The organism is Aeromonas sp. FDAARGOS 1406, from assembly GCF_019048565.1.
In the GTDB taxonomy this organism is placed as follows: domain Bacteria; phylum Pseudomonadota; class Gammaproteobacteria; order Enterobacterales; family Aeromonadaceae; genus Aeromonas; species Aeromonas caviae.
Genome location: NZ_CP077378.1, coordinates 4,550,976 through 4,573,994, shown reverse-complemented (window position 1 = coordinate 4,573,994; position 23,019 = coordinate 4,550,976). Strand labels below are relative to the sequence as shown.

Sequence of the window (23,019 nt, the reverse complement as noted above, 5' to 3'; positions counted from 1 at the left end):
GGGGACCATAACAGTTATTCCGCTGGCGTATGCCCCACGCCGGGCAGGCCGGTCACGAATGCCAGAAAGGCGCTCGCCTTGGCACCAGGCTGGCGACCTGCCGGGAGCAGGGTCCAGAGCTCCTGCATGGGCAGTTGCCACTCGGGCAGCACCGCCACCACCTCGCCGCGGGCAAGCTCGGGGGCAAACATCCACTCCGAGGCGATACCGAGCCCCAGTCCAGCCAGCACGGCGGCGCGCATGCCTTCGGCCGCCGAGACCATCAGCCTGCCTTCTCCGGAAACCACCCTCTCCTCGACGCCACGGCGAAATCGCCACTGCTGCCCCATTCCGGGCCGTGGACTGTAAAGCACCAGGTCATGCTGTTGCAGGGCCTGAGGGGTCTCAGGCTCTCCTTTGGCGGCCAGATAGGCCGGCGTCGCCAGCACCCGCATGTCGCTTCGAGCGAGACAGCGGGCGACCAGCGACGAGTCGGCCTGTTTGCCGATCCGCAGAGCCACCTCGATGCCCGCCGAAATGAGATCCACATTGCCGTCATCCAGCAGGATCTCCAGATCCAGTCCCGGGTGAGCCGCCAGAAAACCGGCAAGATGGGGAATGATATGCAGGCGGGCGAAGGTGACGGGAGCGCTCACCCGCAGACGCCCGCTCAGGCCCGCCCGGCATTGCTGCACCATGGCATCGGCCTCGTGGACCTGGGCCAGGATCTCTCTCGCCCGCAGATAGTAGGCCTCTCCGGCCTCGGTGGGCGCCAGCCCCCGGGTCGAACGCAGCAACAGGCGGCTGCCAAGGTGCGCCTCAAGCTGGGCAATCAATCTGGAAACCGTGGGTTGCCCCATCCCCAGTCGGCGGGCCACCGCCGAAAACGAGCCGGTCTCCACCGCCAGCACGAACACCTCCATCACCCCCGTTCGTGGCACAAGGTAGCACCGGGCCTGCCCTCTCGCACCCTCGTTTTGGCTGGAGGCACAAGAAAACCGCGTCAAGGGCGGTCCTGCCATGGAAGAAAGGTGTCGGGATGAAATATCAACCAGGAACGATCGAACAGAGGGACTCGAAGACAAGGCTACAGGGGCTCGATTGCCCCAAGGCTACCCCAGTGCCACTTCCTGAATGGCGGCGCTGTGGGCGAAATAGCGGTGACAGAACTGCATGAACTCCGGCAGCGGCAAGGGACGCGAGTAGAAATAACCCTGGATCTCATCCACCCCTATGGTGAGCACCGCCTTGAGCTCATCGCTGTTTTCCACCCCTTCTGCCACGACACGCACCCCCAACTGATGAGAGAGGGTGGTGATGGTCTCGACGAACAGCGCCTGACGGGGATCCTTGTCGATGGCGGTGATGAAGGAGCGGTCGATCTTGAGCTTGTCGAAAGAGAGTTCACGCAGGTAAGAGAGCGAGGACCAGCCGGTCCCGAAGTCATCGAGGGCCACCCGCACCCCTATCTGGCGCAGGGAGTGAATGATCTGCTTGCTGAGGGCGATGTCATCGAGGGCGATGGTTTCGGTCAGCTCCACTATCAACTGGTGCAGCCCCAACGGCCCATCTTCCATCTTCTCTTCAATCTCCCTGGCCAACCCCATGTTGAACATGGAGTTGGAGAGGTTGATGGAGATCTCGAGCGGTGCTAGCACCTCCTCCGGGAAGCCGGACAGATCGAGCTGCATGCGCCGGATGATCCAGCCCCCGAGCGCCTCGCCCAACCCGTTCTCTTCTGCCAGCGAGATGATGTCGAGGGGGGCAATAAAGCCATATTCCGGATGATGCCAGCGGATCAGCGCCTCGGCCCCCAGCCTCACTACACTCTGGCCGCGCACGATGGGCTGATAGTAAAGGGCCAGTTGCGGGCATTGCGGGCAGTGGATAAGCTCCCGCAGCTCGGTCGACAGCCGGCGTTTGCGCTGATAGTGCTGATACATGCTGCTGGAGAAGAGCACATTGTCATTCAGCCGTTTGCGCTTGGCGCTGTCGAGGGCGATATCGGCAAACAACAGCATCTCTTCCGGTGAATGATCCGGTTTCACGTACTGGCTGGTGCCCATGAAGACCCGCACCCGGTGCGCCGGATCGGCGGCAAACACCAGATCCGCCAGCTCGCTGCGCAGTTGCTCCAGAAACGGGAAGCGCAGATAGGTGGGCATGGTGCCGGTGATGATGAGGGTGAACTCGTCACTGCCGGTTCGGGCAACGAAGATCCCCTGGCCAGAGGCGGCCTTGATCCGCGCCGCAAGCCGTTTGAGCAAGGCGTCCCCCACTTCGTAACCCAGACTGTTATTGACCTCCCTGAAATGCCCCAGATCCATGAGGCAGACGGTGATGCTGCTGCGCCGCCCGGGGTGGCTGGTCCACTGCTGGAGGTGCTTGATGAGCGCCGCCCGGTTAGGGAGACGGGTGAGAGGGTCGTTCCACGCCAGAAAATGCTGGCGACGCACTTCGCGAAACAGCACCATCAACATCACCATAGTCGCCAGCATCAGAAACCCCAGGATGAAGAAGTTCTGGGTTCTCGACTCGTTGAGCAGCTCACGCTGGGCGATGGCAGAAGGCCCGGTAAAGTTTTTCACCATCACGTCCCGCACCCCGCGCATCTCGTCATCGAGTGCGGCCGTGAACATCTTGAGTGCGGGGGAATCCGGCTCCCCTTGCACCACATTCTGCTCATAGCGTTCGAAGAGGGCGAGGATCTTGCCGACCGCCTTGTCCGCACCGAATCGGGCCCTGACCGACTTTGCCTCCTTCCCGTGCAGGAAGACATCGAGCCGGTTCCAGGCAATGTCAAAGCGTTTGTTCATCTCCTCCCGGCTGACGGCACCGGCACGATAGAGCTTCAAACCCTCTTCGAAGGCGTGGATCTCCAGCTCGAGCTGGGCCAGTGCCCAGGCGGAGAGCTGGGTGTAGCGCGTCACCTCATTGAACGCGCGGTCATAGTTCCAGACCGACCAGAGGGTCACCCCCAAAAAGGTGGTCACCATCAGGATCAGGCTCAAGAACTTGCTGCTCAGCATCTTATTTGCTCTCCAGCGCCGTCATCTGCCACACCATCCGGCTGTGATAGATCTCCTTGTTGAGTTCGGGATGGTCGGTGAGGGGATAAATGACCCAGAGCGGCCCCTTGTTGCGCAGGGTCATAGCCTTGCCATCCTGCTTCTCGGCCACCAGCACCGGGTACTTCTCCCCGTCTTCCAGCGGCAGTGCGGCCCAGTATTCATTGACCGCGAGGGCCTTGACCTCCTGGCTCTTGAGACCGTAGATCCTGACCAGGTCCCGCAGCAACACCCCGCGATAGAGGTGCTCCCCCTCGGTCCAGGGCGTCCCCGTCTTAACTTCCGTCTGCGGCAAGGCCTCAAACTCGGCACGGGTCAGCACCACCTCCCCCTTGCCATTGCAGCACCCCGCCCCCGCAATTCTGAAGAAGGGCTCCTCCGCCAACACCATACCCGACACGAGCCATCCAGATATCAGCAACACCTTGCCAAGCCACTTGCCCATCACGCACCCCCCTGTCATACGGTTTATTTATTCATCTCACTCTGCTGACTCATATGCAAACAACAGAATGCACCTTCAGACCAAAGTCGCAGTCGTTTGCAACCAGCAACGATTGTGCGTCTTCCAAAAGTATCCAATCGCTTCCCAAAGAATGACACCAGGCGCCACCCCCAGGCAAATGGATTGCACCATTTTTCTTTCACTGGCTCCTCATCAAACCGGATGCCCACCACGGCCGGAAAAAGGTGACAATCTTCGCTACGCATCTGAAAAACAGACACAAAAAGGGCCACTCCATGGAGCGGCCTTCTCATCAGTGCAGTCAGGGTTTAGCTGTCGCGGCGCTTGTTGCCACCGAATTTGCGACCCTTGTCGAAACCGCCTTCACGGCGATCCTTGTTGAAGGGACGGTCACCCTGGGGACGGCGATCCTTGTTGAAAGGACGGTCGCCACGGAACGGACGATCACCACGGGGCGGACGGGGAGCAGTGTTGCCACCGGCCGGCACTTCGGTGTAACGGGTGATCTGCAGCGGACGCTGGCAGACACGGGCCTTCTTGATCACTTCCAGCACCTCGGCGCTCATGCCCTTGGGCAGATCGACGGTGGAGAAGTCATCGGCGATGTCGATGTTGCCGATGAAGCGGCTCTCGATGTTCGCTTCGTTGGCGATGGCACCCACGATCTGGCCCGGCTTGACGCCGTGATGGGCACCCACGTCGACGCGGTAGCGCTCCATCTCCACGTCCGGGTTGTCTTTCAGTGGACGCGGCTCCAGGGACGGCATGCGACGGGCCGGACGATCGCCACGGTCACCGAAGTCACGACCGCCACGGTCGTTGAACTCACGACGCTCGAAGCCACCGCGATCGTTGCCGGCGTTGAACACCGGATCCGGAATGGAGTCATCCAGCAGCAGCGGTTGGTCGCCCTGTACCAGCTTGGCCAGTGCAGCAGCCAGCTCCAGCGGATCGGCAGAATCTTCTTCGATCAGCTCGTTCACCAGGTTGTGGTAGATCTCGAGCTCTTCACCCATCATGGTTTCGCGGATGCGCTCCTTGAACTTGGCCAGACGGTGCTGGTTGATGTCCTCGGTGCTCGGCATCTTCATCGGCTCGATCGCTTGACGAGTTGCGTGCTCGATGGCGCGCAGCATGCGACGCTCGCGCGGTGCCACGAACAGGATGGCTTCACCCTTGCGACCAGCACGGCCGGTACGGCCGATACGGTGAACATAGGATTCGGTGTCGTAGGGGATGTCGTAGTTCACCACGTGGGTGATGCGCTCAACGTCCAGACCGCGGGCGACCACGTCGGTGGCGATCAGAATGTCCAGCTGGCCCTGACGCAGCTTGTCGACGGTACGCTCACGCAGCTTCTGCGGGATGTCACCGTGCAGCGCTTCACAGGCGTGACCACGGGCAGCCAGCTTGCCTGCCAGCTCTTCGGCGGCGTTCTTGGTACGCACGAACACCAGCAGGGCTTCGTAGGATTCCACTTCCAGCAGACGGGTCATGGCGTCCAGCTTGTGCAGACCGGTCACCTGCCAGTAACGCTGGCGAATGGTGGTTGCGGTCGCGGTCTTGGAAGCGATCTTGATCTCTTTGGGCTGCTTCAGGTGCTTCTGGGCAACACGACGGATCTGCTCCGGCATGGTGGCAGAGAACAGGGCAACCTGACGACCGGCCGGGCACTGATCCATGATCCAGTCCACGTCGTCGATGAAGCCCATGCGCAGCATTTCGTCCGCTTCGTCCAGCACCAGGGCTTTCAGACCGGAGAGGTCCAGGTTCTTGCGACGGATCAGGTCCATCACGCGGCCCGGGGTACCCACGACAACCTGAGCACCGCGGCGCAGGGCGCGGGTCTGGGTTTCGTAGGAAGCGCCGCCGTAGATGGGCAGCACGTGGAAATCGGGCATGTGGTGGGCATAGCGTTGGCACGCCTCTGCCACCTGCAGGGCCAGCTCGCGGGTCGGGGCCAGCACCAGGATCTGGGTGTTGCGGTTACCAGCTTCCAGACGAGACAACAGAGGCAAGGCAAAAGCAGCGGTCTTCCCTGTACCGGTTTGTGCCTGCCCCAGCAGATCGTGTCCCGCCATCAGGTGGGGAATTGCTGCGGCCTGGATGGGAGACGGACGCTCATAGCCCACGTCCTGCAGCGCTTTCAATACAGGCGCGGCCAGTCCAAGCTCACTAAAAAGGGGCAGTTGTTCGGTATCAGACATAGATTCTTCCAGATTAAGGCAGGCGGCTAACACCGCGGAATAGCAAAAAGGCGGCGATTATAGCGCCACTTTGTTCTGCTGTCTTGAAAAATGTGATAGGTGTCTCAAGACGTTGGCAATTATAGAGGGATCTCGCGACTATGGCTTGCTTATTTTTCACTCATGATGCGTTATTGCGGATCACGCTTCGCCAGAGTCCTTGTCCCGCTTGTGCTTGAGCACCGCCATGGTCAATCGGCTGGTGCACAATAAACGACCACGTTCATCGCGAATTTCGATCTGCCACACCTGAGTCGTGGTCCCCAGATGCAGCGGGCTGCAGCGCCCCGTCACCACCCCTTCCCGCTTGGCCCTCAGGTGGTTGGCATTGACCTCCAGCCCCACACAGTAACTCTCCTCCCCGACCGCCATGTTGGCCGCAAGCGATCCCAGCGTTTCCGCCAGCACCACGGAGGCGCCTCCGTGCAGCATGCCGAGTGGTTGATGGGTGCGGTGATCCACCGGCATGGTGGCCTCCAGCCAGTCGGGGCCAAAGGCGCTGTAGACGATGTCGAGGTGGGCCATCAGGGTGTTGCGGGAGCTGGCGTTGAGCCCCTCCAGGCTCATGGGTTTGCGCCAGATGGGGCTGCTTTCTTGACTCATGGTGAGCGGACTCCTTGCGTGATCAACGGGTTATCGCTGCGCTGTAGCGGCAAACCAGCAGTGTCGGCGAAAAAGGCGCAAAAAAAAAGATGCCCACGCCGGGGCATCTTGCATCGAGGTTTGCCCTCACCAGGGATAGGTCACCCCTGGCCACTCGGCCCAGGGACCGTCCCGCCCCGGCAGGCGCGGCTCGGACCAGCGCCATACCTTGCCGAGCCAGGTGCGCAGTTCGGCTTCGAGTTCGCTGTCAGTGAGCGGCGCCTCGGCCACCTTCCAGAGGAAGAGCTCCACCTGCACCTCCGGCAGCACCGACGGATAGAGGTAAACCCCGCCCCAGAAGCGGGGCTCCCTGTCCGGGCTCCAGAGGCCATAGGCAAAGGAGCGCTTGGCCAGGAACTCGGAACGTTGCCACTCAAGATCGGCCTCGTGTTGGCTCAGGCTGAAATGGGCGGAAGGCCACACATCGTCCGGGCGAAACAGCTGATGAAGCTGCTCGCGCTCGCGCAGGATGGCGACAAACTCCACCACGGCCTGGGACGGCGTGGTGGGGAGCAACAGAAAATGCGGGTGCCGATAGGCCTTTGGCACCCGGAATCCCTTGGTAAAGTGGAGCATCAGAGCAGTTCCAGCAGGGCCTGCAGCGGATGCTTGAGCTTCTCCCCCTCCATCCGCTTGACCTGGCTGCGGCACGAATATCCGGTGGCCAGGCAGCGAGCCTTGGGCAGGCGTTCAAGAGGCTCGGCCCAGCTCAGGCCATAGATCCCCTTGGAGTTCTCCACCTGTTTGGCGTCGTGACCATAGGTGCCCGCCATGCCGCAGCAACCCACCCACACCGGCTGCAAACGTGCACCGAAGCGACCAAACAGGGTGCTCCAGTCACCGTGGGTGGTGGGCTTGGCGGTCTTCTCGGTGCAGTGGGCAAACAGATACCAGGGGTCGGTGCCAACCTCTTCCCGCAGCGGCAGCGCCTCGGCAGGCAGGGAGAGCAGCCACTCCTGGGGCAGCAGCACCTGGAAGTCGCCGCGGGCGGTGCCGAGCGCCTTCACGTACTCGTCCCGGTAGCAGAGCACCAGAGAGGGGTCCACCCCCACCATGGGGATGCCGAGGGCCGCCACCTTGTTGAGGAACTGGGCGCTGCTGGCTGCGGTGCGGGCGAAGGCGCGCAGGAATCCCTTCACGTGCTGGGGCTTGCCATTGGGTTTGAACGGCAGCAGGTAGGGCTGATAGCCCAGCTTGCTGGCCAGCTTCACCAGGTCACGCACCACGGGGGCGTCGTAGTAGCTGGTGAAGGGATCCTGCACGATGAGCACCACTTTATGGCGCTGCTCGGGGCTCATGGCCTCGAGGCCCGGCAGGTCGAAATAGCGGGCGCGATGGTCGCGCAGCTCCTCGGCCAGGGTCGGTACGCTCAAGAGCGGCACGTCCACCATGCCGATGCTCTTCTCGGTCGCCTTCTGGGCCCAGTCTTTTTCGAGGAAGAAGTTGACCAGTTTCGGCGCCTTGGCCAGCAGGGGCGCATAGCTCTCTACCGTGCCCACGAAGTAATCCTTGGGGCCGCGCAGATAGCGGCTGTGATAGAGCTGCATGAAGCGGGCACGGAAGGTGGGCACATCCACCTTGATGGGGCACTGGCTGGTGCATGCCTTGCACGCAAGGCACCCCTCCATCGCCTCCATCACCTCGTGGGAGAAGTCATACTCGCCCCGGGCGCGGGCCACCGTATTGCGGAACTTGTCGACGATCTGCTTGAAGCGCAGACCGCCGCTTTGCAGCGCCACCTCTTCGGCAAGGGGATCGAAGCCCTGCTCCGACAACTGGCGCAGCCATTCACGCATCAGGCCAGCCCGCCCCTTGGGGGAGTGACGGCGGTCGCGGCTGATCTTGACCGAGGGGCACATGGGGGAGTCGGTCTCGAAGGTGAAACACAGACCGTTGCCGTTGCAATCCAGCGCCCGTGTATAGCTCTCGCGCACGGCAATCGGGATCTGGCGGTCGAACTTGCCGCGCTTGGGCCCGTCCACCGAGACAAGCGAAGCGCCGCTGCCATAAGGCATGCAGATCTTGCCCGGGTTGATGCGGTTGGCCGGGTCGAACGCCCCCTTGACCCGTTGCAGCTCTTCCCACAGCTCGCCGAAGAAGGCGGGGCTGTATTCGGAGCGAAAGCCCTTGCCGTGCTCCCCCCACATCAGGCCGCCGTATTTGGCGATGAGCGCCACCACCTGATCGGAGATGCGCCGCAGCAGCACCTCCTGCTCGGGATCGCACAAGTCCAGCGCCGGGCGCACGTGCAGCACCCCGGCATCGACGTGGCCGAACATGCCGTAGTCAAGGCCGTGAGCATCCAGCAGGGCACGAAACTCCATGATGAAGTCCGCCAGCGACTCCGGCGGCACGGCGGTGTCTTCGGTGAAGGCCACCGGCTTCTTGCGCCCTTCGGCGTTGCCGAGCAGCCCCACCGACTTCTTGCGCATGGCGTAGATGGTCTCGATGCTCGGCAGGTGGTCGCACACCTGATAGCCAATGACCCCGGCTTCACCACGCGACAGCAGGGCGTCGATGCGCCGGCACAGCTCCGCCACCTTGGCCTTGTGCTCATTCTCGTCGGTGTCGGCAAACTCGACGATGTTGAGCCCCTGCAGATCCTTGCCGGGCACATCCTGGATGAGATCCTTCACCGAGTGCCAGATGATGTCGGCGCGAGCCAGTCCCAGCACCCGGGAGTCCACCGTCTCCACCGACAGGGCGTGGGCCTGTACCATAAAGGGGGCGTTTCTGAGCGCGGAGGGGAAGCTGTCGTACTTGACGTTGACCAAGGTGCGGTAGCGCGGGATGGGGGTGATGTTGAGCCGGGCTTCGGTGATGAAGCCCAAGGAGCCTTCCGAGCCGCACAGCACCCGGCTGACGTCCAGGGTGTCGCTCTCGGGTTGATAGAGGTGCTTGAGATCGTAACCGGTCAGAAAGCGGTTGAGCTTGGGGAAGGTGGCCTCAATGTCGGCGCGCCGCTCGCGGCCGATGCGATAGAGGGTGCGATAGATCTCCCCTTCACGGGTCTCGAGGGCCAGCTTGTCCGCCAGACGCTGACCGGTCACCGGCTCGGTCGCCATGAGATCGCCGTTTTCCAGCACGGCCTTGAGGCCGAGCACATGATCCGAGGTCTTACCGTACACCAAGGAGCCCTGCCCCGAGGCATCGGTGTTGACCATGCCCCCCAGGGTGGCCCGGTTGGAAGTGGAGAGATCCGGCGAGAAGAAGTAGCCGTGGGGCTTCAAAAAGGCGTTGAGCTGATCCTTGACCACCCCGGCCTGGGCCCGCACCCAACCCTCTTCCAGATTAATTTCCATGATCTGGTTCATATGGCGCGAGAGATCGACGATAATGCCGCCGCCCAAGGATTGACCATTGGTGCCGGTACCGCCGCCGCGAGGGAAGAAACTCAAGGTCGCGTACTCGGGCCCCTGGGCCAACTTGAGCATCACCGCAATATCGTCCGCGCTGCGCGGATAGAGAACCGCCTGAGGTACGACCTGATAGACGCTGTTATCCGTCGCCATCGCCAACCGGCTTGCATAAGACTTTTCGATATCACCACGAAATGCTGATCGCGCCAGCAACTCAAGAAACTGCAGGGTTGTAGGTGACAAACTGTCCTGGTAATCGAGTCTCGGGATCATGAATCCTTGTTCCCATCCTTTGCTTGATGCCGGCATTCCGGCGACAACGACCGTTCGGACCAGCCTCTTTGCGGGTGTCCGAACCAGTCCGCTCACATGTGAGCGGGCAGTATATCAGCTAGAAAACCGCTTGCGCGCGCAATCTTCACCATTTGAAAGGAGGACTTTTATGGCTCACTACAGCCATGTTATCAGTACGCTTATTCGCACCGAAAAACAGGCGCTGACCCTGTCGCTGTTTGGTTGCATCACCTTTGCCATCTTCGGGATCGGTTATGGCCTCTTCGTCGGTTCCAACGCCATCATGCTGGACGGCATCTTCACTCTGTTCAGCATGGGCATGACGGGCCTTGGGCTCATCACTGCCTACCTGGTTACTCGCCCCTCCGACGCCCGTTTCCAATACGGCTACGCCCACTTCGAACCCATCGCCAACGCCATCAACGGCGCCATCATTCTGCTGCTTTGCCTTGGCGCCCTCTATGGCGGCATCACCTCCCTGCTGGCGGGCGGACGAGAAATAGATCTCGGCCACGCCCTCATCTATGCCGTCGTCTCCACCTTCTTCTGCGGCATCCTCTATCTCATCGAGGCCGACGTGGCCGAGCGGGTCAACTCCGAGCTGGTGCGGGTGGACTCCAAGGAGTGGCTGGTGGATACCCTGCTCAGCGCCACCCTGCTCATCGGCTTTCTGGTCGCCATCGGGCTCGATACCCTGGGTTACGGCCACTACAACCGCTATATAGACCCGGTGCTGGTCTCGCTGCTGGCCCTGTGTGCCACCCTCATTCCCATCAAGGTGCTCGGTCGCAACCTGCGGGAAGTGCTAAAAATTGCCCCCAAGGGGGATGTTTCCCGGCTGGTGGCCAGCGAAGTCGAAGCCCTGCGCCTGCGCCATGGGGTCGAGTGCTACAGCCACCTGGCAAAAAGCGGCCGCCGCTTCGATCTCGAGCTCAACATCCTGGTGGCCCCCGGCCAGGAGTGGCCCGTCGAACGCCAGGATGCCCTGCGCCAGGAGCTCTGGTCCCGCCTCGGCGACACCCTGGGAGACGCTTGGCTCTCGGTCTGCTTCACCCGGGAAAAACGCTGGTTGTAAGCCGCAAGGCGGGGGCTTGCCTGGCAAGCTCCGCCTGTCCCTGTTGCCCTGTTGGGCGAGCGCCTCTCCCTGCGCGTCCAGACCCCCTTGCCAAATGGCGGCGAGTCGTTATCATCAGGGCTCACTTTTGACCCGAGGTTTTATTGCCCATCATGGACAATCCCCGAAGTAGCCCTTCGTCTTTTCCCATCAAAGCCTATCTGTACCTGCTCAACCAACGCCTCTGAAGCGATCGTCTCCGTCACCACGGCCACGCCGTGACCACGATTCACTGCATCTGTCTTCATTGAGGTCAATCACATGGAATTCTTGCTGGACCCGTCAATCTGGGTCGGTCTGCTTACCCTGATCATCCTGGAAATCGTTCTCGGGATAGACAACCTGGTCTTCATCGCCATCCTGGTGAAAAAACTGCCCCCCGCCCAGCGGGACAAGGCGCGCATCATCGGTCTCTCCCTCGCCCTGCTGATGCGCCTGGGACTGCTCACCATCATGTCATGGCTGGTCACCCTCACGGCTCCTCTGCTGCACATCTGGGATCACCCCTTCTCCGGTCGGGATCTCATCCTGATGGGAGGCGGACTCTTCCTGCTGTTCAAGGCCACCTCCGAGCTGCATGAGCGACTCGAGGCCAAGCCCGAGGAGCAAGGCGGCACCGGCGTCTATGCCGGGTTCGGGGTGGTGATCGCCCAGATCCTGGTGCTGGATGCCATCTTCTCGCTGGACTCCATCATCACCGCCGTCGGCATGGTGGATCACCTCGGCGTCATGATGGCGGCCGTGACCATCGCCATGGTGGTGATGGTGCTCGCCTCCAAGCCCCTGACCCGCTTCGTCAACGCCCATCCCACTGTGGTGGTGCTCTGCCTGAGCTTCCTCTTGATGATCGGCTTCAGCCTGGTGGCGGAGGGCTTCGGCTTCCACATTCCGAAGGGCTACCTCTACGCGGCCATCGGCTTCTCGGTGCTCATCGAGTTCTTCAACCAGCTCGCCCAGCGCAGTGCCCTGCGCCACGAGGCGCGCCAGCCCCTGCGCGAGCGCACCACCGCCGCCATCTTCAAGCTGATGGGGGGGAACAAGCGCTCCGCCCACCCGCAGGAGGACGAAGAAGAGGTGCAGGCTCAGCCCCTGCCCCCTGGTTTCGGTGAAGAGGAGCGTTACATGGTGAGCGGCGTGCTGTCGCTGGCCGAGCGTTCCATTCGCACCATCATGACCCCGCGCTCCGAGATGGAGTGGATCGACATGAGCGACAGCGAGGACGAGATCCGCGCCCTGCTGCAACGGGCCCCCCACAGCCTGTTCCCGGTCTGTGACGGGGAGCTGGACGAGATCATCGGGGTGGTCAAGGCTCGGGATCTGCTGTTTGCCCTCAACGAGGGGCAATCCCTGGCAGCACTAGCCAGACAGAACGAGCCCGTCATCGTGCCCCAGACCATCAACGTGATCCGGCTGCTGGCGGAGCTGCGCCAGGCCAGGGGCAGCCTCATTCTGGTGGCGGACGAGTTTGGCGTCATCCAGGGGCTGGTCACCAACCACGATCTGCTGGAGGCCATCGTCGGCGAGCTGCCGGACGAGGACGAGACCCCCGATGTGGTGCGCGAGGGCGAGCATTGGCTCATCCACGGCACCACCAACATCCATCAGGTGGAGCAGGCCCTGAACTGCGACGGTCTGGTGAGCGAGAGCGACGAGTACGTGACCCTGGCGGGCATGCTGCTCTCCCACTTCGGCAGCCTGCCCGACGTCGGTCAGCAGTTGCACCTCGGCCAGTTCTGCTTCGAGGTCATGGCCGTGAGCGAGCGGCGCATCGAGCGAGTACGGGTCACCCCACTCTCCCCCTGATCATCGGTGGCAATGCAGCAAAAGAGGGCCTTTGGCCCTCTTTTTTCTGGCCCGAGCCCGGCCCCTCCCGCGCCATTGCTGCGATAACGGCAATTCTCTTCTGCAATACCCCCTCTTTTTCACAATAAAAATCCCCTTTAGAGTCACCTCACGCCCAAAGATTGAGGAATCCATCATGCATCACGATCCCCTGTTCTGCCCCCTTCGCCTCGGCCAGCTGCACCTTGCCAACCGCATCGTCATGCCCCCCATGACTCGCTCCCGCGCCAGCCAGCCCGGGGACGTGGCCAACGCCATGATGGCGACCTACTACGCCCAGCGTGCCGGGGCCGGCCTCATCATCAGCGAAGGCACCCAGATAGATCCCTTGGGCAAGGGCTACGCCTGGACGCCGGGCATCCACAGCGCCGAGCAGGTGGCAGGCTGGAAGCAGGTAACAGACGCGGTCCACGCCCAGGGGGGCATCATGTTCGCCCAGCTCTGGCACGTGGGCCGGGTCACCCATCCTGGCAACATCGGCGGCGCCCAGCCCCTCTCCTCCTCCGCCATCCAGGCCAAGGGAGTGAAGGTGTTCGTCGACAACGGCAGCGATGCCCCGGGGTTTGTGGAGACCGTCACCCCGCGCGCCATGACCCAGGCCGACATCGACGCCGTGGTGGGGCAGTTTCGCCGGGCCGCCCGCAACGCCATGGAAGCGGGCTTTGACGGCATCGAGTTGCACGCCGCCAACGGCTACCTCATCAACCAGTTCCTCGACTCCGAGTCCAATACCCGCACCGACGGCTATGGCGGTTCGCTCGAAAACCGGCTGCGTTTCCTCAAAGAGGTGACCGAGGCGGTCTGTGACGAGATCGGTCCCGACCGGGTCGGGGTACGCCTTGCGCCGCTCACCACCCTCAACGGCACCGTGGATGCCAACCCCCAGGAGACCTATCTGGCCGCCGCGCGCCTGCTGGGCCAGCTCGGCGTGGTCTATCTGCACGTCGCCGAAGCGGACTGGGACGACGCCCCCTTGATGGCGGAGAGCTTCAAGCAGGGGCTGCGCGATGCCTTCCCCAACACCCTCATCTACGCCGGCAAGTACGATGGGGAACGCGCACGCGCCGCCATCGAGGCGGGCTGGGCCGACATGATTGGCTTCGGTCGCCCCTTCGTGGCCAACCCCGACTTGCCGAACCGCCTGCGCCACGGCCATCCGTTCGCCCCCCATGACCCCGCCACCCTGTTTGGCGGCGGCGAGAAAGGGCTGACGGACTACCCCGTCTATGGGGCAGAGCGGGCATAAGGCGGCTGGCGCCGAACCTCTTCCAGGGCGGGCCCTCCAACAGGGGGCTCGCCTTGTTGTCTTGCCAGTGCAACAGCAGTTCAAGGCATTGTTACGCCATGTAATTCAATCAAGGCACCCACCCCTCTCATCCAAGGAGTCACCATGACCCATACCCAGGCCTGGTGCTGGCACGCCCCCGGTGAACCGGACCAGCTCACCCTCACCCGGCAAGCGCTCCCCACCCCCGGGCCCGACGAGGTCCTCGTCGCCAACCGGATCATCGCCTTCAATCCGGTGGACTGGAAACTCATCGAACAGGGTCATCCCCACTGGCAGCCAGGCCATGTGCCCGGCGTCGATGGCATGGGCACCCTGGTGGCGCCAGGGGCCAACGTCACCCACCTGCGCCCCGGCACCCGGGTCGCCTATCACACCGACTTGCGCCACGGCGGCAGCTTTGCCCGCCACACCCTGGTGCCGGCTCGCGCCCTGATGCCGGTGCCCGATGCCCTGAGCGACGAGGCGGCCGCCGCGCTCCCCTGCCCCGGCCTCACCGCCTGGCAGGCACTGGCCAAGCTGCCTCACCTGCACGGGGAGGCCCTGCTCATCACGGGGGCTGGCAGCAGTGTCGGCCGCTTCGCGGTGCAACTTGCCCTCCAGAAGGGGGCCCGCGTCTTTGCCAGCGCCAGCCCGCGCCATCACCAGTGGCTCAAACAGCTAGGCGTGCAGGGGGTGGCGGACTATCGGGATCCCGACTGGCTGGCCCAGTTGCAGGCCGCCAACGGCGGTGAACCCTTCGAGGGGATCATCGATCTGGTCTCCAGCCAGCAGGCAGAAGCCTTGCTGCCTGCCCTTGGCTATTACGGCCACATGGTGACGGTGCTCGGGCGCATCGCGCGCAACCCGCTGCCCGCCTTTAGCCATTGCCACTCGTTGCACGAGATTGCCCTCGGCGCCCAGCACGCCTTTGGCTCGGACAAACAGTGGAGCCGTCTGGTAGCGGCCGGTGTCGCCATGATGGCGCAGATGGCGAGCGGCGAGCTGACCCTGCCGCCGCTGGTGGTGGGCGACTTCGACGCCCTGCCCGCCCTGCTCACCCGCGTCAAGCAGGAGGGACAAGGGGAAAAGTATCTGGTGAGGGTGGGTTGATACCCGCCCAACGATGGCACAAAGAGGCCCGCCATGGCGGGCCTCCTGCATTCAAGGTGTGCAAGGCGGCCTGCTCAGTGCAGGCTCACCCCGTGCAGGGCGGCATGGAGGCGAATGTCCCGGGTCAGACGCACCTTGTCCGCGAGGCTCAGCCAGCTCGCCTCCACGGCATTGAGACTGAGGCGGCACAACTGCTCCTGGCTGGCGCCAAGCCCGTCGGCCAGGGCCTGGAAGTTGGCCCCCAGGTATCCCCCGAAATAGGCGGGATCGTCGGAGTTCACGGTGACGCAGAGCCCCTGCTCCAGCAGCCTCAGCACATTGTGGTGGGCCATCTGGTCAAACACCCTGAGCCGCACGTTGGAGAGGGGGCAGACGGTGAGGGGCAGCCGGGTGTCGGCAAGATAGCTCAGCAGCGCGGGATCCTCGACGCAGCTCACCCCGTGATCGATGCGTTGCACTCCGAGCTCCCGGATCGCCTGCCAGATGTAGTCAGCCGGCCCCTCCTCGCCGACATGGGCCACCAGCGGCAACCCCAGCTCGCGGCAGCGAGCGAAGACCCGGGCGAACTTGCTGGGCGGGTTGCCCTGCACCCCCGAATCGAGGCCGACCCCGTGCAGGCGCGCCAGGTGCGGCGTGGCCTCTGCCAGGGTGGCGAATGCCGCCTCTTCACTCAGGTGGCGCAGGAAGCTCATGATGAGCCGCCAGCTGATGCCAAAGGCTGCTTCGCCAGCCTGCAGCGCCCGCTCGATACCCCCCAACACGGTGGCAAAGGGCACGCCGCGGGCGGTGTGGGTCTGGGGGTCGAAAAAGATCTCCACGTGCACCACGTGATCGGCAACGCAGCGCTCGAGATAGGCCCAGGTGAGGTCGAAGAAATCCTGTTCGTGGATGAGCACGCTGGCACCGAGGTAGTAGAGATCGAGGAAGGATTGCAGGCCGTCGAACTCATAGGCGGCGCGCAGGCTGCCAACATCGGGCCAGGGCAGCGCCACCCCGTTGCGCTGGCCGAGCGCGAACATCAGCTCGGGTTCGAGGGTTCCCTCGATATGCAGCTGCAGTTCCAGCTTGGGCAAGCCGGCAATAAAGTGCTCCATGATGACGGCTCCATCGTCAGACTCCGTGCGGGCACCACCGGGGCGGCGCCTCCCTTCGCCTTCATTGTGCACCCATCTGGCCCGCCGGAGGAGACTTGTCATCAAAGGGCCTTATAATGGCGGCACAAAAACCATAACCGATTGAAGAGACGAACAGAGGGATGCCCTGTCCCCGCTCTTGCGCCCTACAAGGAGAATTCATGAAGAAAAACGTCATCTGTGACATTGACGGCGTCATCCTGCACAACAACGATCTCATTCCCGGCGCCGACCGCTTCGTCCACCGCCTGCTGGAGCAGGGCAGCAAGCTCCTGTTCCTCACCAACTACCCGGCCCAGACCCAGAAAGATCTGCAAAACCGCTTCCGATCCGCCGGAATAGAGGTGCCCGAGGAGTGCTTCTACACCTCCGCCATGGGCACCGCCGACTTTCTCAAGCGCCAGGATGGCAAGAAGGCCTATGTGATTGGCGAAGGGGCCCTGACCCACGAGCTCTACAAGGCCGGCTTCACCATCACCGACATAGACCCCGACTTCGTGGTGGTGGGGGAGACCCGCAACTACAACTGGACCATGATGCAGCAGGGCGCCAAGTTCGTGGATCAGGGGGCCCGCTTCATCGCCACCAACCCCGATACCCACGGCCCCCTGATGTACCCGGCCTGCGGCGCCCTGTGTGCCCCCATCGAGCGGATGACCGGCAAGAAGCCCTTCTATGTCGGCAAGCCGAGCGCCTGGATCATTCGCGCGGCCCTCAACCGGATGGAGGCCCACTCCGACGACACCATCATCATCGGCGACAACCTGCGCACCGACATCCTGGCAGGCTTCCAGGCCGGTCTCGAGACGGTGCTGGTGCTCTCCGGGGTGAGCAAGGTGGCGGACATCGACCGCATGCCGTTTCGACCGAACCACATCTTCGACTCCGTGGTGGACATCGACATCGTCTGATCCCGGGTGCCGCCCTTCCGGTAGCCTTCAGCCTGCACGGGCCCCCTTGGCAAAGGGGGCCCGTTTCGTTTAACGTAAGCGCAACATCGTTAAACAAACTAAACGGGAGCAGGATGCTCCCCTCGCCACCCCAAGGACGCACCATGAAGAGCCTGAACGACTGGATCCTGCTGGACAAGCACACTGTCTCCCCCACCCCGATGATGCCAGCCCCCGAGCGCATCAGGGCCGGAACGCCGAGCCAGACGGCATGGAACCACTACTCCGACCCGAGCCAGCAGTTTCACGTGGGCTTCTGGGCTTGCGAGCCGGGCTGCTGGGCCGTTCACTATACCGAACACGAATACTGCCAGATGCTGGAAGGGGAGGCGGTGATCCACGACGAGCAGGGCGGCCGCCTGCACCTCAAACCGGGGGATCAGTTCGTCATTCCCGCCGGTTTTGTCGGGCAGTGGGAGACCCTCACCCCTTGTCGCAAGCTCTATGTGATCTTCGAACCCGCCGCGACTTGACGCGCACGTCAACCCTGACCCTCTCTCTTCAGGCGGCCGGGCGGCCGCCATCCCCTGCGCAACTTGACGCTTACGGCATGATTTTCTGCGGTTTTCCCGCTTGCAAAAGGGTTTTCCGCTAGGCATTGTGATTGGCGAGGAATGTAAATGGAATTTCGAGCCCAAACGTGGGGGGCTCATATAAAAATCAAGAGGATTACCGCCAATGTGTTCTATTTTCGGCATTCTGGACATCAAGACCGACGCCACTGCCCTGCGCAAATCGGCCTTGGAGATGTCCAAGCGACTGCGTCACCGCGGGCCTGACTGGTCCGGCGTCTACAGCTCCGACAAGGCCATCCTGGTGCACGAGCGCCTGGCCATCGTCGATCCGGGCAACGGCGCACAGCCTCTCTACAACCCCGAGCGCACGCACGTATTGGCCGTCAACGGCGAGATCTACAACCACAAGGAGCTGGAGAAGAACCTCAAGGTCGACTTCCAGTTCCAGACCCACTCCGACTGTGAAGTGCTGCTGGCCCTCTACAAGGAGAAGGGCCCGGCGTTCCTGGACGATTTGAACGGCATCTTCGCCTTCATCCTCTATGACGCCGAGCAGGATGCCTACCTGATTGGTCGCGACCACATGGGGATCATCCCCCTCTATACCGGCCGCGACGAACACGGCAACTTCTATGTCGCCTCCGAGATGAAGGCCCTGGTGCCGGTGTGCAAGAGCGTCGAGACCTTCCCGCCGGGACACTACCTGTGGAGCAAGGATGGCGAGCTTAAAACTTGGTACAAACGGGACTGGATGGAATACGCGCCGGTCGAGCACAACGTCAGCGACAAGGCCGAGCTCAAAGCGGCCCTGGAAGCGGCGGTCAAGCGCCAGCTGATGTGCGACGTGCCCTATGGCGTGCTGCTCTCCGGTGGTCTGGATTCGTCCGTCATCTCCGCCATCACCAAGCTCTATGCCGCCCGCCGGGTGGAAGACGATGGCAAGAGCGAAGCCTGGTGGCCGCAACTGCACTCCTTCGCCGTGGGCCTGGAAGGGTCGCCGGATCTCGCTGCCGCCCGCAAGGTGGCCGATCACCTCGGCACCATCCACCACCAGATCCACTTCACCGTGCAGGAAGGACTGGATGCCCTGCGTGACGTCATCTATCACCTCGAGACCTATGACGTCACCACCATCCGCGCCTCCACGCCCATGTATCTGATGGCCCGCTACATCAAGGCGATGGGGATCAAGATGGTGCTGTCGGGAGAGGGCTCCGACGAGCTGTTCGGCGGCTACCTCTACTTCCACAAGGCCCCCAACGCCCGTGAGTTCCACGAGGAGAACGTGCGCAAGCTCGCCTCCCTGCACCTCTATGACTGCCTGCGCGCCAACAAGTCCATGGCCGCCTGGGGCGTGGAAGGCCGCGTGCCCTTCCTCGACAAGGAGTTCATGGACGTGGCGATGCGCCTCAATCCCGCCGACAAGATGTGCGGCAAGGGCAAGATCGAGAAGCACATCCTGCGGGAAGCCTTCGAGGATCTGCTGCCCCACGAAGTGGCGTGGCGCCAGAAGGAGCAGTTCTCCGACGGCGTGGGCTACTCCTGGATTGACAGCCTGAAAGCCATGGTCGAGGAAGAGGTGACGGATCAAATGTTCGAGGCCGCGGCCTTCCGCTTCCCCGTCAACACCCCGCTCACCAAGGAGGCGTACTACTACCGCGCCATCTTCGACGAGCACTTCCCGCTGGAGTCCGCCGCCCGCACCGTGCCCTACGGCAAGTCGGTCGCCTGCTCCACCCCGACCGCGCTCGAATGGGATGCCAAGTTCAAGGAGATGGCCGACCCCTCCGGTCGCGCCGTGATGGACGTCCACCAGCAGGGTTACTGATCGCCCCTGACCTGAATACAAAGCCCCTCTCGAGGGGCTTTGTTGTTTTCTGCCATTCCATTGCCGCTTTTTGCCTTCCCCTTCCCTGTTTGCGGCTTGGCGCAGGAAACGCCTCGTGTCACATTGTCTGCGCCTGGAAGCAAAGATAACGACACAAGGAAGAGACCATGAAACGACTGTTACTGCCCCTGATACTGGGCACCCTCCTTTTCAATGGCGCCGCCTGCGCGGGCGACCACCTCTGGAGTCAGAGCCTGCCCGATTACAGCCAGGGTTATGACGAGACGCGGGATCCGGCCCGCGATCTCGCCGCCGCTACCGCCAAGGCCAGTGCCGAGGGCAAGAAAGTCCTGTTGCTGGTGGGGGGCGAATGGTGCAGTTGGTGCCAGGAGATGAACCGCTTTCTAGACCGGGAACCCGATCTCGCCGGCCAGCTCAACCGCACCTTCGTGGTGGTCAAGGTGAACGTCAGCGAGCAGAACAAGAATGAATCCTTCCTGAAAGCCTATCCCGAGTATCTGGGGGTCCCCCACTTCTACGTGCTGGATGCCAAAGGCAGGCTGCTCGAGTCCTTCAACACCGGGCTGCTGGAGAAGGGGAAGAGTTACGACGGGGAGAAACTCGGCAAATTTATCGCCTATTTCCAGCCCAGGACCACCCACGGCTGACTCGCCAGTCAATCAAACAGGGCCCCGCACGGTCAGTGACAGTACAGGGCCTTGATGGCAGCGCAAACAGGGAAGTGGCATGTCTGCGACACACCGACCATCCATCACCCAGGACAAGGACGAAAAAGATGTTGCGAATACTGGGCAAGGCGTCGTCAATCAATGTGCGCAAGGTACTGTGGACCTGTGCCGAACTGACCCTCCCGTTCGAGCTGGAGGAGTGGGGATCCGGCTTCAGACCCACGGACACCCCGGCGTTTCTGGCACTCAACCCCAATGCCATGGTGCCCGTCATTCAGGATGAGGATTTTACGCTGTGGGAGTCGAACACCATCATCCGCTACCTGGCGACGCGCCATGGTGCCAATGCACTCTATCCCGCCGAGGCGAGAGCCAGGGCCAGGGTCGATCAATGGATTGACTGGCAGGCATCGGACTTGAACACCGCCTGGCGCTACGCCTTCCTGTCGCTGGTGAGGCGCTCCCCCCAGCATCAAGACCATCAGGCCCTTCACGCAGCTTGCCTGCAGTGGTCTCACTGCATGGAGATCCTGGAGAGACAGCTTCAAACAACCGGAGGATATGTGGCCGGTCCGCACTTCTCGCTGGCAGACATTCCCATCGGGCTGTCAGTCAACCGCTGGCTGGAGACGCCCTATGATCGCCCGTCGCTACCCGCCGTGGACGACTACTACCAGCGACTGAAAGAGCGGCCGGGGTTTCGACGCTACGGGGCCAATGGCACGCCCTGAGGCGAGCAAGATAACCCGGGCAAGGAAAGAGACGGCAGACCGGGCCAACGCGCTGGCCCGGTCTGCACAGCTTCAGGGCTGGGCATCCGGCTGATTGGCGGGGGCGGCCTTGATAAAGGCCTGCAACTGCTCGCAGTTGGCGACGATGCGCGCAATGGTGGGGTAGTCATCCAGGGTCATGTCGAAGCGACGGGCGTTGTAGACCTGGGGCACCAGCATGCAGTCCGCCAGGGTGACCTCGTTGCCCACGCAATAGATGCCGGCGGTGGTCATGAGAAGCTGTTCCAGCGCGGTGAAGGTCTCGTCTATCCAGTGGCGATACCATGCATCCCGCGCCATCTTGCTCTGCCCCAACTCCTGCTCCAGGTAGTGCAGCACGCGCAGGTTGTTGAGGGGGTGGGTGTCACAGGCGATCATGTTGACGATCTGGCGCACCCGGGCACGTTCGATGGGGGCGGAGGGCATCAGGGGGTAGGCGGGATAGGTCTCGTCGAGGTACTCCATGATGGCCACCGACTGACCCAGATGCACGTCATCGTCCACGAGAAACGGCACCAGTCCCTGGGGATTGACCCGGCGGTAGGCCTTCTCCTTCTGCTCACCCTGCCGCAAGTTGACCGGGTGCTGCTCATAATCGAGCCCCTTGAGTTGCAGTACCAAACGCACACGAAAGCTGGCCGATGAGCGCCAATATCCAAACAACTGCAGCATAGTGTGTCCCTGTGGTGGCAGGTGTCTGCCACCTGCCGTGTCGCCCGCCCCTCCCGGGGTCGGGCTCTCCTAGCTAGCCCGCTTGGCCGTTGCTTGCGTGACCCGCTGCAAAATGGTGCCAAACAGACTCATCCCGTTGCGATCCTGCATCGCGATGGACACTGTATCACCAAAGCGCAGAAAGGGTGTAGTGGCTTGACCTGACTCGATAATTTCCAGCATCCGCCGCTCGGCAAGGCAGGAGGATCCCCGGCTTCTGTCGTAGTTGGAGACGGTGCCCGAGCCGATGATGCAGCCCGCCCCGAGCGGCCTTGTCTTGGCGGCATGGGCAATCAGCTCATCAAAGTTGAAGGTCATGTCCACCCCGGCGTCGGGCTGCCCGAACAGGGCGCCGTTGAGGTGGGTCACCAGGGGCAGGTGGACCTTGCCATCGCGCCAGTCATCCCCCAGCTCGTCCGGGGTGATGGCCACCGGCGAGAAGCTGCTGGAGGGCTTGGACTGGAAGAAGCCAAAGCCCTTGGCAAGCTCCCCGGGAATGAGGTTGCGCAGGCTCACGTCGTTGACCAGCATCAAGAGCTTGATGTGGCTCGCCGCCCCCTGCGAACGGGTGCCCATGGGCACGTCGTCGGTGATGACGGCGACTTCCGACTCGAAGTCGATCCCCCACTCCTCGGAGCCCATCACGATGGGGCCACGGGGCGGCAGGAAACTGTCAGAGCCTCCCTGATACATCAGGGGATCGTGCCAGAAGCTTTCTGGCATGTCGGCGCCGCGCGCCTTGCGCACCAGCTCCACGTGGTTGACGTAGGCACTGCCGTCAATCCACTGGTAGGCGCGGGGCAGCGGGGAGAGGCACGCCTCCTCATCGAAGGGGAAGGCGTCGGGGCAGGCGCCATCGTTGAGTCGCTGATAAACCTTCGCCAATTGCGGCGCCACTTCTCCCCACTGGTCGAGGGCCGACTGCAGGGTCGGGGCGATGGTCGTCACATGGACGGTGCGCGCCAGATCGCGGCTCACCACCACCAGGGCGCCGTCGCGCTTGCCATTGTTCAGGGTTGCCAGTTTCATATCGAAT

General features: G+C 62.7%; 19 protein-coding genes. 9 read left to right on the top strand and 10 right to left on the bottom strand.

Annotation, left to right across the window (positions count from 1 at the left end; genetic code table 11):
• Positions 1-14: 14 nt before the first annotated feature.
• The 7 genes from I6L36_RS21450 to I6L36_RS21420 all read right to left on the bottom strand — a co-directional run bounded on the left by I6L36_RS21450 (position 15) and on the right by I6L36_RS21420 (position 10,033).
• On the bottom strand, positions 15-920 hold the full coding sequence (locus I6L36_RS21450) for a LysR family transcriptional regulator (protein ID WP_109113183.1): 906 nt from the start codon (positions 918-920) through the stop codon (positions 15-17).
• 171 nt (positions 921-1,091) lie between these two features.
• Positions 1,092-3,008, bottom strand: coding sequence for a bifunctional diguanylate cyclase/phosphodiesterase (locus I6L36_RS21445; RefSeq protein ID WP_109113182.1), 1,917 nt, complete (start codon positions 3,006-3,008; stop codon positions 1,092-1,094).
• A gap of 1 nt (position 3,009) precedes the next feature.
• Positions 3,010-3,492 (bottom strand): molybdopterin-binding oxidoreductase, encoded by a 483-nt coding sequence (locus I6L36_RS21440; RefSeq protein ID WP_216986915.1) that lies wholly within the window; start codon positions 3,490-3,492, stop codon positions 3,010-3,012.
• A gap of 329 nt (positions 3,493-3,821) precedes the next feature.
• Positions 3,822-5,720 carry a DEAD/DEAH box helicase gene (locus I6L36_RS21435; RefSeq protein ID WP_029314717.1) on the bottom strand — a complete coding sequence of 633 codons (1,899 nt, stop codon included), beginning with the start codon at positions 5,718-5,720 and terminating at the stop codon, positions 3,822-3,824.
• 180 nt (positions 5,721-5,900) lie between these two features.
• Complete coding sequence (locus tag I6L36_RS21430; protein ID WP_103858442.1) at positions 5,901-6,362, bottom strand: hotdog fold thioesterase; 462 nt, start codon at positions 6,360-6,362, stop codon at positions 5,901-5,903.
• Positions 6,363-6,488: 126 nt separating this feature from the next.
• Positions 6,489-6,977 (bottom strand): hypothetical protein, encoded by a 489-nt coding sequence (locus tag I6L36_RS21425; protein WP_109113087.1) that lies wholly within the window; start codon positions 6,975-6,977, stop codon positions 6,489-6,491.
• Positions 6,977-10,033, bottom strand: coding sequence for an FAD-binding and (Fe-S)-binding domain-containing protein (locus tag I6L36_RS21420; protein WP_216986914.1), 3,057 nt, complete (start codon positions 10,031-10,033; stop codon positions 6,977-6,979). Before I6L36_RS21420 ends, I6L36_RS21425 begins: the two co-directional genes overlap by 1 nt.
• Positions 10,034-10,202: 169 nt before the next feature.
• On the opposite strand from I6L36_RS21420, the gene I6L36_RS21415 reads away from it, so the two are divergent.
• The 4 genes from I6L36_RS21415 to I6L36_RS21400 all read left to right on the top strand — a co-directional run bounded on the left by I6L36_RS21415 (position 10,203) and on the right by I6L36_RS21400 (position 15,387).
• Positions 10,203-11,129: a cation diffusion facilitator family transporter gene (locus I6L36_RS21415; RefSeq protein WP_109113114.1), complete on the top strand. Its 927-nt coding sequence runs from the start codon at positions 10,203-10,205 to the stop codon at positions 11,127-11,129.
• Between the two features lie 300 nt (positions 11,130-11,429).
• Positions 11,430-12,971, top strand: coding sequence for a TerC family protein (locus tag I6L36_RS21410; protein ID WP_109113113.1), 1,542 nt, complete (start codon positions 11,430-11,432; stop codon positions 12,969-12,971).
• A 175-nt stretch (positions 12,972-13,146) separates the two neighbouring features.
• On the top strand, positions 13,147-14,256 hold the full coding sequence (locus tag I6L36_RS21405; protein ID WP_109113112.1) for an alkene reductase: 1,110 nt from the start codon (positions 13,147-13,149) through the stop codon (positions 14,254-14,256).
• 144 nt (positions 14,257-14,400) lie between these two features.
• The gene (locus I6L36_RS21400; protein WP_210556057.1) at positions 14,401-15,387 is read left to right on the top strand and encodes a zinc-binding dehydrogenase; all 987 of its coding nucleotides are present in this window, start codon (positions 14,401-14,403) and stop codon (positions 15,385-15,387) included.
• A 74-nt stretch (positions 15,388-15,461) separates the two neighbouring features.
• On the opposite strand, the gene I6L36_RS21395 is transcribed toward I6L36_RS21400, so the two are convergent.
• The gene (locus I6L36_RS21395) at positions 15,462-16,481 is read right to left on the bottom strand and encodes an adenosine deaminase (RefSeq protein WP_109113014.1); all 1,020 of its coding nucleotides are present in this window, start codon (positions 16,479-16,481) and stop codon (positions 15,462-15,464) included.
• Between the two features lie 200 nt (positions 16,482-16,681).
• Here I6L36_RS21395 and I6L36_RS21390 point away from each other — a divergent pair, with 200 nt between their 5' ends.
• From I6L36_RS21390 to I6L36_RS21370, 5 genes are all read left to right on the top strand, one after another.
• Positions 16,682-17,431 carry an HAD-IIA family hydrolase gene (locus I6L36_RS21390; RefSeq protein WP_010675115.1) on the top strand — a complete coding sequence of 250 codons (750 nt, stop codon included), beginning with the start codon at positions 16,682-16,684 and terminating at the stop codon, positions 17,429-17,431.
• 143 nt (positions 17,432-17,574) lie between these two features.
• On the top strand, positions 17,575-17,943 hold the full coding sequence (locus tag I6L36_RS21385; RefSeq protein WP_039038770.1) for a cupin domain-containing protein: 369 nt from the start codon (positions 17,575-17,577) through the stop codon (positions 17,941-17,943).
• 205 nt (positions 17,944-18,148) lie between these two features.
• Positions 18,149-19,813 (top strand): asparagine synthase B, encoded by a 1,665-nt coding sequence (gene asnB, locus I6L36_RS21380; protein ID WP_041213050.1) that lies wholly within the window; start codon positions 18,149-18,151, stop codon positions 19,811-19,813.
• Between the two features lie 167 nt (positions 19,814-19,980).
• The gene (locus I6L36_RS21375) at positions 19,981-20,481 is read left to right on the top strand and encodes a thioredoxin family protein (RefSeq protein WP_109113015.1); all 501 of its coding nucleotides are present in this window, start codon (positions 19,981-19,983) and stop codon (positions 20,479-20,481) included.
• A 128-nt stretch (positions 20,482-20,609) separates the two neighbouring features.
• Positions 20,610-21,233 (top strand): glutathione S-transferase family protein, encoded by a 624-nt coding sequence (locus I6L36_RS21370; RefSeq protein ID WP_048208735.1) that lies wholly within the window; start codon positions 20,610-20,612, stop codon positions 21,231-21,233.
• A gap of 72 nt (positions 21,234-21,305) precedes the next feature.
• Here the strand turns inward: I6L36_RS21370 and maiA are convergent, their stop codons facing one another.
• Together maiA and I6L36_RS21360 are read right to left on the bottom strand one after the other, a co-directional pair.
• On the bottom strand, positions 21,306-21,944 hold the full coding sequence (maiA, locus tag I6L36_RS21365; protein WP_010675120.1) for a maleylacetoacetate isomerase: 639 nt from the start codon (positions 21,942-21,944) through the stop codon (positions 21,306-21,308).
• Positions 21,945-22,013: 69 nt separating this feature from the next.
• Positions 22,014-23,012 carry a fumarylacetoacetate hydrolase family protein gene (locus tag I6L36_RS21360; RefSeq protein WP_109113303.1) on the bottom strand — a complete coding sequence of 333 codons (999 nt, stop codon included), beginning with the start codon at positions 23,010-23,012 and terminating at the stop codon, positions 22,014-22,016.
• Between the last annotated feature and the right edge of the window lie 7 nt (positions 23,013-23,019).